This window comes from Fervidobacterium sp. 2310opik-2 (genome assembly GCF_011057735.1).
GTDB classification, from domain to species: domain Bacteria; phylum Thermotogota; class Thermotogae; order Thermotogales; family Fervidobacteriaceae; genus Fervidobacterium; species Fervidobacterium nodosum.
Genome location: NZ_LNGG01000012.1, coordinates 93556 through 107033, shown reverse-complemented (window position 1 = coordinate 107033; position 13478 = coordinate 93556). Strand labels below are relative to the sequence as shown.

The following is a 13478-nucleotide window of genomic DNA, read 5'->3' as shown; positions in this document are numbered from 1 at the left end:
GCTGCTTTCTTTTTAAATTCATATTCAAATATTTAGGAATATATGGTAAAATATCTTGATAAAGCTCTTAATATTAAAGTAAAACAGAATTTGGAGGTGTAGGTATGAAAGAGTGGAGGAAAAATTTATTTGGGAGAGAATGGCTATTTCAGCACGGTAAAGTAGCAAAACAATCTGCAGGCTCAATATGGGCGAGGTTTGGTGATAGTGTTGTTCTTGCAACGGTTAATGTTTCAGATAATGTTGTTGAAGGAATAGACTTTGTTCCTTTAACAGTCGAGTTTATGGAAAAATTTTACGCTGCTGGAAAAATACCTGGAGGCTTTGTAAAAAGAGAAGGCAAACCATCAGAAAGTGGAATACTTTCATCGAGACTTATTGATAGGCCTATTAGACCTCTTTTCCCAAAAAATTTAAGGAATGAAGTTCAAGTTATAGTAACTGTCCTTTCCGTTGACCCCAATTGTCCAACTGATGTGCTTGGAATTACCGCCGCTTCGCTTGCTTTGAATATTTCAAGAGTCCCTTTTGATGGTATCGTAGCCGGTGTTCAAATAGGATACGTTGACGGTCAATTTATCGTTTTTCCAACTGCAGAACAATTGGAAAGAAGTAAGATAGATATAGTAGTTGCTGGTACAAAAGATGCTATAACGATGGTCGAAGGTGAAGCAAAGGAAGTTACTGAAGAAGAAATGCTTCAAGCACTTATGACAGCGCATGAAGCAATTAAACAAATTGTTGCTTTCCAGGAAGAGGTAATTAAAGAATTTAATGTTGAAAAAATGCCTCTCCCAGAACCAAAGTACAATGTTGAATTAGTCGAAAAATTCGTAGAATATATAGATATGACGGAACTTGAAAAGAGAATATTCGCTAGAGGTAAACAAGAAAGAGCGGAAATGGCTGATGAGTATTACGAAAGTATTGTTCAAAAATTCTTTGAAGATAACAATATACCTGAAGAAGAACAAGAAGAATACGCAATACCTCTGAAGGAAAAATACGATGAAATATCAAAAAAATTGATGCGAAAGATAATTATAGAAAGAGGGCTAAGGGCTGACGGAAGAGGTCCAAAAGATATAAGACCAATTACTTGTGAAGTCGGGCTTTTACCACGAACTCATGGTTCTTCGCTTTTCACACGTGGTGAAACTCAAAGCTTAGGAATAGTTACATTGGGATCACCTGCGGAAGAACAAATAATCGATACTTTAATTGAAGAAGGTACAAAGAGATTTATATTGCACTATAATTTCCCGCCGTTTTCAACTGGTGAAGTCAAACCGCTGAGAGGACCAAGTAGAAGGGAAATCGGTCATGGTCATCTTGCTGAAAGAGCGGTTAAGGCGATAATTCCACCAGAGGACGAATTTCCATATGTCATTCGTGTTGTTTCAGAAATTCTTGAATCAAACGGTTCTTCCTCAATGGCAACGGTCTGTTCAGCCTCGCTCGCGCTTATGGATGCTGGTGTACCTACTAAAAAACATGTTGCAGGTGTTGCGATGGGACTAATCTTAGAAGAAGGCAAAGGAGTTATATTAACAGATATAATAGGTCTTGAAGACCACTGGGGAGATATGGATTTCAAAGTTGCAGGTACGAAAGATGGTATTACCGCATTCCAAATGGACTGTAAAGTTTCTGGGGTTAGTGAAGAACTTTTAAGACAAGCATTGTACCAAGCTAATGAAGCCAGAATGTTTATACTAGATAAACTTTATGAAACTATTTCTGAACCCAGGAAAGAACTTTCTCCTTATGCACCAAGAATTAGTTGGTTCTTCATAGATCCAACAAGATCTGGAGAACTCATTGGACCTGGTGGAAAAACTATAAAATCGATAATTAAAATGTTCGATGTTGAAATTTCGTTAGATGATTCCACTGGTAAAGTAACTGTTAGTGGTGTTGATGCCGAAAAAGTACAGGAAGCCGTTGAATATATTCAAAATATGTTTAGAGACATATCAATTGGCGATTTGTACACAGGAAAAGTTACGAGAGTTGAAAACTACGGTATATTTGTTGAAATCATGCCCGGAAAAATAGGTTTAGTTCATTCAAGCAAACTTGGGAATGTAAAACCCACATCGTTTAAAGTTGGAGATAAAATAAAAGTTGAAGTTATAAACATCGACGATGCGGGAAGGTTGCAATTTAGGAGGTTGGAAGAGTAATATGATAAAAAGATTAGCAGAAAACATATTTTACTACGAAATACCAGGGGTTCGCTCAGTGACAATTGCATTTATCATTGGAACTGGTCCGGTCTATGAACCGGACAATTTACTCGGTATATCTCACTTTATAGAGCACACAGTGTTCAGAAAAACAAAAAAGAGAAGCCTAAAAAAAATAAAGCTTCCAATCGAGCAAGTTGGCGGAATATTAAATGCATGGACAGACAAAGAATCAACTGTTTACTATGCGAAAGTGCCTTCTACATTCTTTAAAACAGCTTTCCAAATACTTAAAGAGCTTGTTTTTGAACCAGATTTTATAGAGAAAAACGTTGAATTGGAAAGAAAAATTATACTCCAAGAATACTATTCCGATCAGGAAATTCCTGAACAAAGGCTTTTCAACAAATTTTTTGAAAATTTAATAGAAGGGCCACACTCTAAATCTATAATTGGCACGGAAGAGACAATAAAAAATATCACGTTAAACGATATTATAAATTTTCACAATGAAATGTACACACCTTATAATGTAAAATTAATATTAGCTGGATACATTGAACCACAAGACTTAAAAATGGTAGAAGAGCTGAGTTTAGAAGACGGTTTTAAAACAGCAAAACATAAGTCAAAGCTAAAAACAGGAATTGTTTGTGACAAATTTAATGAGACACAACAGATGCACTTTTTATTTTCTCATGAAGGAATCCCTTTAACAGATGAAGAATATGCTTATCCCGCGATGGTTTTAAACACTTTACTTAGTAGTGGCATGAGTTCTTTATTATTTGAGTACATCCGTGAGAAGAAAGGGCTTGTTTACGACATATCCACAACAAACATCCAATCAAAAGAATGGGGGGTATTTTCAATATACGCTGCAACATCTGTTGAAAATTCAGAAAAGTTATTTAAAGAGCTCTTTTCTCTGCTTAAAAACTTTAATTTGACGAAGAAGCTATTTGAATATGGTAAAAAAAGGCTATTAGGCTCTTTAGAACTTCTAACCGAAAGTACATCAGCTCTCACTTCACTCTATATCCAATACTTGGTAAACGATTTGGAGGTCAAAACAATTGACAAAATAATTGAAAGAATTAAACAGGTTACAGAAAAAGATGTAGAAAATGCATATGAGAAATTAATAAAAGGACAGTGGTCATTAACATATGTTACACCAGAAAAGGAACTTGATATTGCAACCGAAGAGTTGATAATCTAAACACGGAGGTGTTAAAATGCTTACAAATTTTGACGAGTTAACTCCGAGACAAATAGTAGAAGAGCTCAATAAATATATTATTGGTCAAGATAAAGCGAAAAAAGCTGTTGCAATAGCTATTAGAAATAGAATAAGAAGGCAAAGACTCTCTGAAGAATGGAGGAAGGAAGTTGTACCCAAGAATATTCTTCTGATAGGTCCAACGGGAGTTGGAAAAACGGAAATTGCAAGAAGGCTTGCGCAAATTTCCGGTTCACCATTTTTGAAGGTTGAAGCTACAAAATTTACAGAAGTTGGTTACGTTGGGAAAAACGTTGACTCTATGATTAGAGACCTTGTGGAAATTGCCGTTAATATGGTTAAGCAAGAAAAGATAAAGGAAGTTGAACCGAAGGTTAAGAACCTTGTTGAAGAAAGAATTTTAGACGCGTTAGTTCCAGTGAAAAAGCAAAGTGTGCCATTTGCAAATATTTTTGGTTTTCAACCAGCACAGGAACAATCAGATGACCAAGATGTACGTAGAAAAAGAGCAGAACTAAGGGAAAAGCTTGCAAAAGGAGAAATTGAAGATTTAGAGATAGAAATAGATGTGGAAATAAATCAGCCAGGTATAGGCTTTATAGGAATGCCAGACATGGAAGATATGGGTATAGATTTTTCCCAATTTCTTGGTAATCTACTTCCCAAGCAAAAAAAGAAAAGAAGAATGAAAATTTCTGAAGCAAGAAGGGTACTAACACCAATTGAATCAGAAAAAATAATCGATATGGATGAAGTTATTCAAAAAGCTTTAGTTCTTGCTCAAGAACGTGGAATAATTTTTATTGATGAGCTTGATAAAATCGCTGGAGGAAGTCAAGCGCACGGACCAGATGTCTCAAGGCAAGGTGTTCAAAGAGATCTGCTACCAATAGTAGAAGGTACAACAGTATCGACAAAGTATGGACCAGTTAAAACCGACTATATACTTTTTATAGGTGCTGGAGCATTTCACATGACAAAACCAACAGATTTAATTCCTGAACTTCAAGGAAGATTTCCAATAAGAGTTGAACTTGAACCACTTAGACAAGAAGACTTTGTAAGGATATTAACAGAACCGGAAAACGCGCTATTGAAACAATACAAGGCTTTACTTTACACTGAAGGGATTGAATTAGAATTTACACAAGATGCAATAGATGAAATTTCAAAGATCGCATATTATTTGAACGAAAAGATGGAAAATATTGGAGCAAGAAGATTGTATACGGTTGTTGAAAAATTACTCGAAGACATAATGTTCCAGGCACCAGAAGTTGATACAAACAAAATTATTATAGACAAAAATTATGTGACTATGAAACTTGGAGAAATAGTTAAAGACGAAAATCTTTCTGCATATATACTATAATTTAAATTTTTAAAATATCATTGGGGGTGAAAAAGTGACCAGTGCCAATGTTAAAAAGATCAAAGAAGGATTTTTAGCTTACCTGTTTTTACTTCCTGCAATGATAGTTCTGTCTATATTTACATTCTGGCCCGTTGGTTTTTCTTTTGTACTTAGCTTTTTTAAGTGGGATTTCAGGAATATGAAAAATCCTTATTTTTATGGTCTTGGAAATTACAAAGAAATCCTAAAATTTGATTATCCTGTAAAATTTCCATTTTACATGGGTCTTATTTACAGCCTTATGTATATAGCCATCTCATTAATACTCGTCTTCGCAATCTTTGGAGTAATTAATGTATTTAAAAAGAAAAAAATAGAAATTGGAACTGTATTGTCAATCATCTCTTTATTTGTTTATTTTATAGTGAGGAACAACGTTATTTTAACTTTAGCTATAATATTAGATTTAATTTTTTGGGGAGTAATTATAGCGAACTTTAAGACAAAAATTATTGATAAACAAATCATGAAAGATCATGCCTGGCTTGCTTCTGTAATAGGTGTCGTTTTTTACATAATAACAGAGTTCAAATTTTCAGCATTTTTTAAAGGACAAAGTTACGGAATTATTGATTATTTACTTGATGCTTCCAATAAAAATCTGTTTTTCAAAGCTCTTGTTAACACGACTTATTATGTTATTCTTACCGTTCCTATAGGACTAACTCTGGCTCTTTTGATAGCCTTACTGTTAAATAATGAAATTAAATTTAAGGCATTCTTCAGAACAGCATTTTTTATTCCTTTTGTCACATCATCTGTTGCTGTTGGACTCATTTGGAAGTGGATTTACAACGATGACGTTGGCCTTTTGAATTATCTTTTAACAACATTGGGAATGCAACCTGTGAAATGGTTGAAGGATGCAAAATGGACGATTCCAACGGTAAGTATAGTTTCAATATGGAAGAGTGTGGGATATAACGCAATGATTTTCTTAGCAGGTTTGCAAAACATAGATACTTTTTATTACGAAGCAGCTGAAGTTGATGGAGCGAATAGTGTGCAGAAATTTTTCAAAATTACTTGGCCACTTTTATCACCAACTACGTTTTTCTTGCTTATAGTCTCTGTTATCGGTGCATTTAAGGTTTTCCAGGAAGTTTTTATATTATACGATGGCCTACCAGGTCCTTACGGAAACAGTGGAATGACGATGGTTTACTACGTGTTTGACTTATTTTATAGACAACAAAGAATGGGAATTGCCAGCGCAGCAGCTTATCTTTTGTTCATGGTTATACTTGTTTTCACGTTCATCCAATACCGCGTTGGCGATAAAGTTGTAGAATACGTAAGTTAAGGGGGGCTACAAATGAAAGAGTTGAGAAAATTGTTCATTTACATACTACTTATCTTTGGTACAGTTGTGATGATAGCCCCATTTGCTTGGATGCTTGTAACATCTTTTAAATTACCATCCGAAGTAAATTCATGGCCACCAAGGTGGTCAACGAAATCTTTCTCCACACAACGTGATGTTAAAGTCGTTCCATCAACAGGGACAACATCATCTGTAAAAGGTCTCAGTTTAAGAGAAGCTTTAACATTTGTTGCTAAAAAGACTCAAGGACTTGTACTCGTCGTCAATGATGATCCATTTTACAGAGGTACATTAACAATTCCTTTCAAAGGTAGTACATACACTTTAAGTCTTAATCAAGAAGAATACAAACAATTTTTACAATCTTTAAAAATACCTTCTGATTTTTCAATCGATGATGAAATTGAAAACAATCCTGAAGGCTTTTTTGAAAAAGTGCTTCTCAACTACATCTACGGCGCGACACCTGTTTTTAAAAGAACGGATTTTATAGAGAGGCTTTCTGGCAACGTAGAAACATTGCTAAATGGTATAGATACAATGCTTACTTTTGGTATTGATAGAATCCAAGATGAAAACGAAAAAGAAAAATTTGCCAACTTCTTGGAAAAGAAAATGAAAGAATTACAAGAATTAAGTACAAAAATACAAAAGTACAAAGCTGGAAATGAGGTTATTTTGACAATTGATGAATTAAAAGAAATTAGAAATATCATATCCAATTATAACTTAGTTTACGAAAATTCAAACGAATTATCTGAAAACTACAATAACGCTCTTCAGAATTCTCTATTGAATTACTTAGACAATATAAATTTCTTCTTAAGCACATACGATTATTTTGTGAAAATCCAAGACAAAAAAGTTGATGAAAATATCGTTGCTCAACCAATGACAGAAGAAGAACGAAAAGCTTTACTCCTTGAAAAAATAAAAGACTTAGAAGATTTTGAGGATATTAAATCTTTCGTAGATAAACATGGTATGAATAATCTTATAGATGAATTTGCCAAATCAATAGACTTAGAAATAGAAAGAAAATACGGTGTAAATAGTGTTGATTTAGCTAATATAAAATCTCTTGTTAATTCTATAGTAAATATTGCTACAGAAAGACAGATAAATATAAAAGAAGAGTTAAAAAATTCATTTGAAGACTTTTTAAACAAAGTCTCAAGTGTTGTAGGATTCGATTTGACCTTTAGTTCTGCGAAAGCCAAGTTAGATGCATTTTCTGAAGAACTAAACAACGCGGATAATTTATTAAAAGAAGTAGCATTGAATATCATAAAACTCCAAAATCTCAGAATGGCTTATGAAGGTTCTATCAATGCTTGGAAAATTATTAGAGCTCCTGAATTTGTTGAATCTGTGCTCGTAAAAGATGGAAAAAGCATTGAAATTGTGATGAAGAATGTTTCGCCAGTGTATTTTATGGATGACAATATAAAAAATATACACCTTAAATTTTCATTCTCGGACGTAGTCAAAAACGTTTTCCAAAATTACGTATTGGCTTGGAAATCCGCTCCATTTGGAAGATACTACATAAACACAATTTTCATAGCAACTGTAACTACGATTCTTGAAGTTATAATTTCTGCAATGGCGGCGTATGCATTTTCTTGGATGAACTTTCCAGGGAAGAATATATTATTTAGTATATTCCTTGCAACGATGATGGTACCAGGAGAAGTTTTACTTGTTCCAAACTTTATAACAGTTACAAAATTCGGATGGATTGATACATATTACGCGCTTATTATTCCGTGGATCGTGAGTGTTTTCTCCATATTCCTTATGAGACAACATTTTCTGAGCTTACCAAGTGAATTGTTTGACGCTGCCAAAATCGATGGATGCTCACATTGGAGATACCTATGGCAAATTGTTGTTCCATTAAGCAAGCCTGTGGTTGTAACAAGCGCACTTTTAAAGTTTGTTGGAAGTTGGAATTCGTTCCTATGGGTATTGATAGTAACTAACAGTCCAAAATATAGGACACTTACTGTCGGATTGCAAACATTCAGCTCAGAAGTAGGTACGCTCTATAACATGCTAATGGCTGCAGCAACATTTAGTATACTCCCAGTAGTTATAATATTCTTGTTTACACAAAAATACTTTGTCAGAGGTATTGCAAGAACAGGACTCAAATGATTTTGATTTTTGTAATGCAAATAGAATTTAAAGCGAAAAAGCCTACTACGAAGCGTAGTAGGCTTTTTCAATACAACCTAACTATTGATACTTCACTAAAAACAAGAATAGTGATAGTATTATAATATATAGAATGTTTGAAAAAAACAAGGAGTTGGGCAAATTGACAGATAAGTACGAAAAAACAATGAAATTATCCATCTTCGAAGGCGCACTTTATACATTTTCATTTAATGCAACTCAGGGCTTTGTATATTCTACGTTAGCTATGGAATACGGATTTAGTCCCGTTGTCTTATCTGTAATTGCTGTCTTGCCATCAACAGCGCAAATAATTCAATTATTCACACCTATGATATACAAGTTGATACCATCTAAAAGAAAGGCTATATTTTGGACATCATTAATCGCAAGATCAAGTTTTATAATAATTCCAATTTCAATGTTACTTGAAATAAAAAGTTACAAAATAATAGTATTGCCTTTCATAGTATTCAATATACTAAATAGCATAGTTGGAAATCTGTGGACTTCTGCAATGAAAAATATCGTACCGGAAGAAAAGAGAAACAGGTATTTTGGTTTCAGAAACACTGTAGCAACTTTCGCAGGTCTAACTGCTTGGGTTTTGTTTTCCGTCATTCTCCAGTTTCTAGATCGAAAGGTTGGACTATTAATTATATATTCACTATCGGCGGGAATATTCATTTATACATCTTATCTTCTCTACTTACATTCTATTCCAGAGACTAAAGTAGTTGATTTTGGTATTTCGGCAGTATTTTCAACATTAAAAAACAAAAAATTCGCCCGATTTCTTGGATTTGTCTTTGTTTGGAACTTCGCTATCCAATTTGCAGGACCATTCTTCAGTTATTTCGAAGTTTCGCAATTAAAAGTACCTTATTCTTACCTTGGATTTTTGAATGTTATAAACTCTGTACTAGCAATGTTTCTTTACACATTTTATGGAAAAATATCGACAAAAGTCGGAGAGAAAAATATGATACGTTACGGTATAACCCTGGCACTTGCTATACCACTGATATATTCCTTTATGACGCCTTCAAATTACAAATACCTACTTATTATAGATGTTATTGTTACTGCGCTTGGTTGGAGTGCTATTAACCTATCTTACTTTACACTTTTATTGAAAATAAGTGATGAACCAAGTGAAAACTTCATATCATTACATGCCTTTGTAGCTGGACTTGCTTCACTTATAGCGTCTTATTCCGGTGGTAAAGTACTCAGCGCTATAAAAGATATCGAATTTGGTTTTCTAACAGGTTACAATATATTGTTTATGATAGCTTTTATTTTAAGAATAATTGCTTTGATATACTTTATTAAACTCAATCTGGGTGAAGACAAGAGAAATCTTAGATTCACACAAATCGCATATATGATAGTGACAAGAAGATTTTGAAGAATTAATAACTTTAGTGTTTGAGGAGGGAGTTAATTGTTTATAACAATTGGGGTTTTTGATGGTGTCCATCGAGGTCACGTAAAGATACTATCAAAATTAAAAGAATGTGCAGAAAGAGAAAACAGTGATTCTAAAATATATACCATACTTTACCCAATGGAGTACTATACTGGTAATTTCGATGGACTTATAACTTCCGTAGAAGATAGGATCGAATTGCTTTCAATTTACGGTGAACCTGAAATTCTTGAATTACCAAAAATACAGCATTTATCACCTGAAGAATTTTTCGAAAAAATTTCCCAAGGTGTCAAAGGAATTGTGGTTGGTCATGACTTTAAATTTGGTAAAAATGGAAGTGGTGATATAAGACTTTTGGAAAAATTATGTAAAGACAAAGAAATTTGTTTAGAAGTAGTTGAGCCTGTAAAAGTTGACAATATAAGAGTCAGTAGTAGTTATATAAGGGAACTTTTAAAAAAAGGAGATGTATCAAAAGCAAAAGATTTTCTAGGAAGAAACTATTCTGTTCATGGGGTAGTGTATAAAGATAAACAAATAGGCAGAAAATTAGGGTTCCCAACCGCAAATGTAAAGCGCTCTGAGCACTTTTTAATTGATCCTCTTGCTGGTGTCTACCTGGTTAAAGTTTATGTTCCTGAACAATTCTATGGATTAATCAATGTTGGGTACAGACCAACAGTTGAAAAAACGAAAAAAATAAAGTACGAAGTTTATATTTTAGATTTTTCAGGTGATCTTTATGGTAAAGAAATCCGAGTAGAATTTTTGGAATTTTTAAGACCAGAATTGAAATTTTCAAATATAAGTGAGCTAGTAGCCCAAATGAATGAAGATGTTAAAATAGCAAGGAGGATAATCGAAAGGTATGAGAATAAATAATAAAAACATTAAAAAAATTGATTGTAAAAACATAGACACTCTTGCAAAAATTATCATCGAAAGATTTCCGAGAGATCATTGCGAAAAAGATGCTTACAAAGTGCTGATAACAACAATCCTAAGCCAAAGAAGTAGAGACGAAAATACAGAAGCAGCATCAAAACAACTCTTTGAAAAATATCCAAATGTTGAATCAATAGCAAATGCTAAGCCTGAAGAACTATACGAATTGATAAAGCCAGCCGGTTTGTACAGAGAAAAAGCAGAAAGAATTATAATTGTTTCAAAAATTCTACTTGAAAAGTACAACGGCGTTGTACCAAATAAACTAGAGGAATTATTGGAATTACCCGGTGTTGGTAGAAAAACTGCGAATATAGTTTTACATGTAAGTTTTGAGCAGGCAGCCTTAGCTGTGGATACACATGTTCATAGAATATCGAACAGACTCGGATGGGTAAAAACGAAAACACCTGAGCAAACAGAGGAAGAATTAAAAAAAATAATGTCCCCACAATTGTGGGGACCGATAAATGGTTCCATGGTAGAATTCGGGAAAAACATTTGCAAACCTATATCACCAAGATGCGAGCAATGTTTTCTAACTGAGTGTTGTGACTTTTTTAAGAACAAATATAATTCAAAGACCTGAAACTTATTTCTTCTGAGCAAATGCTTGGGCTAAAAAACCTCCTTGAGCTGACAGTTTTGCTAAAGCACTCTCAAGTGAAGAATACTTTGCCCATAGCATTTGTTCTTTCTTTTGCAAATATTCCATCATCGTAACCATTCTTTTAGAAAGTATCCTCTTTTCCCTTTCTAACCTTCCCTGGACGCCGGCAACAGTATCTATATCACCGTTGAACTTTGTAAGTTGATAAGAGTAATCTTTTATCCTAATTGCTAATCCTTTATCACCGTCAAGCTTACCAAAGAAATTCCAGACAGAATCTGTGCCATACTTATCTATGAATTCTCTTAATTTATCTTTATCCAAATTTATTTTACCTTTCATTGTGTTTGTGAAACTTTTTCCTTCATCACCCGATGTGATTCCAAGATCTGCTAAAGTTTTACCACCTACATTCTGGGTTAAGAACGATTTGAATTTATCGAATATCCTTCTTAAAAACGAATCATTTTTAAGTAAGCCTTGTAGTTTTTCATCTTCGGTCATATTGTCTTCACTCTTACCAGTTACTTTGTTTTCAGTAAGTTTTGTATATAAAAAGTCCGTTAATTCATTCCATTTGTCAACGAATTCTTGAACTCGGTCAACTATTTTCTCTTTATCTGTAGAAACTGTCACCGTTGTACTACCAGTTGCAGAAAGGTTCAATGTAATACCATTGTAAGTGATACTATTATTTTTCGATTCTACGGAATTAGTATAACCGTTAATTGTTATATCTAACTTAGCAATCTGGCCAAGGACAAACGTGCCTGTTGAAAAACCAAGTGTATTAAGCAAAGATGAATCACCTGATATATCTATTAAATTATCTCCTGTCATTTTGCTTGTTAAAACTATCTTACCATTTTTATCATCGTAAACGGTGTTTATATCCGATACTGAATCGTTTATTTTTTTAATCACATTTGCGATTGTATCTGTTTTTTGGAGTAAAATTGACTTTCCATTGATAACCAAATTAGTATCTGAAGCGATTCCAAGGTTTTCAAGTGTCTTGTACGAAGAGTAAGCGCCTATGTTTCCAGAACTTTCAAGTACGTAACTACCACTAACTTGTTTTAATGATGCATCGTTCAGCCTGAAAAGAAAAGTAAAGTTACCACTAACATTTGAAATCTGGAATGCTTTATCAGATTGTATATTCAACTTTCCACTCGAACTATCGAATGTGATTGTTGCAGTTGCACCAAGTGATGAAAAAGCTGATTGGAGAGAGTCCACAACATCTTGAATAGTGTTTGTTGTATCTATATTAACAGTTGTCTCATTTGTACCAACTTTTATTTTCACTGTAGAATTTGATGGTGTATACCTCGTGTCTATATCACTTATTAAACTTGTTAGATTATATTGCTTAGCAAACGATTCACCAGTAAAAGTACTGTTTGTGGCTAAAGAAAGAACATTAATGTTATAAACACCATCAGAAGCAACTGCGCTTGCTTGGGCTGTGAGGATATTTGAGGTACTTGTGGCAGTCTTTGGCATCAAATTGGATTGGAGAGAGAAATTTCCGAGATAATTGTAAAAATCTCTTATTTTATCGGAGACTTTCTGATATGCTTTCTGAAGATTTGTGTACTGAAGATATTTATCATTCAATCTATTCAAAGGTATCGCTTCAACTTCCAGAAGCTTTTCTATAATCGACTGTGTATCAAGTCCACTAACCGCACCGCCTATTTGCATGCGCGATGAAGATTGATAGCGGTAATTTATGTTATTGGCAATATTTGAAAGGTCCATAGCCTCACACCCTTTCGTCCATCAAAACCCCCAAAAGCTCTTGAATATTTTTCGCAAGCTTCACAGCAAGCTCAGGAGGTATCTGGCGTATGATTTCTCCTGTATCGGGATCTTTTATCTTGATAACCACCATGTTCGTGTCTTTGTCGATTTTAAATTCTGCTTCCCCTCTAAATATTTTCTTCAACTTCTCAAAATTTTCCTTGAAGAGATCAATTTCTTCTTGTTTATTAGCAATTTCTTTTTGAGTTGTTCTTACGTTTATTGGTAAATTTTCAACACTCTCTCTTTCGTTTTTTAAAAGTGGTATTCCTGAAATATCATTTGATGCAGCTCCTCCTATGCTTCTTATTTTATCCATAACAATCCC

10 protein-coding genes are annotated in these 13478 nt (G+C 33.8%); 8 read left to right on the top strand and 2 right to left on the bottom strand.

Annotated features, from left to right (window positions below; translation table 11 throughout):
• The first annotated feature begins 104 nt into the window (after positions 1-104).
• The 8 genes from AS161_RS05950 to nth all read left to right on the top strand — a co-directional run bounded on the left by AS161_RS05950 (position 105) and on the right by nth (position 11320).
• Positions 105-2186 carry a polyribonucleotide nucleotidyltransferase gene (locus AS161_RS05950; RefSeq protein WP_164542120.1) on the top strand — a complete coding sequence of 694 codons (2082 nt, stop codon included), beginning with the start codon at positions 105-107 and terminating at the stop codon, positions 2184-2186.
• A gap of 1 nt (position 2187) precedes the next feature.
• The gene (locus AS161_RS05945; protein WP_011993578.1) at positions 2188-3411 is read left to right on the top strand and encodes a pitrilysin family protein; all 1224 of its coding nucleotides are present in this window, start codon (positions 2188-2190) and stop codon (positions 3409-3411) included.
• Positions 3412-3427: 16 nt separating this feature from the next.
• Positions 3428-4804, top strand: a complete 1377-nt coding sequence (gene hslU / locus AS161_RS05940) for an ATP-dependent protease ATPase subunit HslU (RefSeq protein WP_011993579.1) — start codon at positions 3428-3430, stop codon at positions 4802-4804.
• Positions 4805-4838: 34 nt separating this feature from the next.
• Entirely contained in the window at positions 4839-6149 is a 1311-nt protein-coding gene (locus AS161_RS05935; protein WP_011993580.1) for a sugar ABC transporter permease, read from the top strand.
• A gap of 12 nt (positions 6150-6161) precedes the next feature.
• Positions 6162-8330: a carbohydrate ABC transporter permease gene (locus AS161_RS05930; protein WP_011993581.1), complete on the top strand. Its 2169-nt coding sequence runs from the start codon at positions 6162-6164 to the stop codon at positions 8328-8330.
• 163 nt (positions 8331-8493) lie between these two features.
• Complete coding sequence (locus AS161_RS05925) at positions 8494-9762, top strand: MFS transporter (RefSeq protein ID WP_164542119.1); 1269 nt, start codon at positions 8494-8496, stop codon at positions 9760-9762.
• Positions 9763-9798: 36 nt separating this feature from the next.
• Complete coding sequence (locus AS161_RS05920) at positions 9799-10668, top strand: bifunctional riboflavin kinase/FAD synthetase (protein WP_164542118.1); 870 nt, start codon at positions 9799-9801, stop codon at positions 10666-10668.
• Positions 10655-11320 (top strand): endonuclease III, encoded by a 666-nt coding sequence (nth, locus tag AS161_RS05915; protein ID WP_164542117.1) that lies wholly within the window; start codon positions 10655-10657, stop codon positions 11318-11320. The genes AS161_RS05920 and nth overlap by 14 nt, the downstream gene beginning before the upstream one ends.
• A 3-nt stretch (positions 11321-11323) precedes the next feature.
• Here the strand turns inward: nth and fliD are convergent, their stop codons facing one another.
• Positions 11324-13108 carry a flagellar filament capping protein FliD gene (fliD, locus tag AS161_RS05910; RefSeq protein WP_164542116.1) on the bottom strand — a complete coding sequence of 595 codons (1785 nt, stop codon included), beginning with the start codon at positions 13106-13108 and terminating at the stop codon, positions 11324-11326.
• 4 nt (positions 13109-13112) lie between these two features.
• On the bottom strand, positions 13113-13469 hold the full coding sequence (locus tag AS161_RS05905; RefSeq protein WP_164542115.1) for a flagellar protein FlaG: 357 nt from the start codon (positions 13467-13469) through the stop codon (positions 13113-13115).
• Positions 13470-13478: the final 9 nt, after the last annotated feature.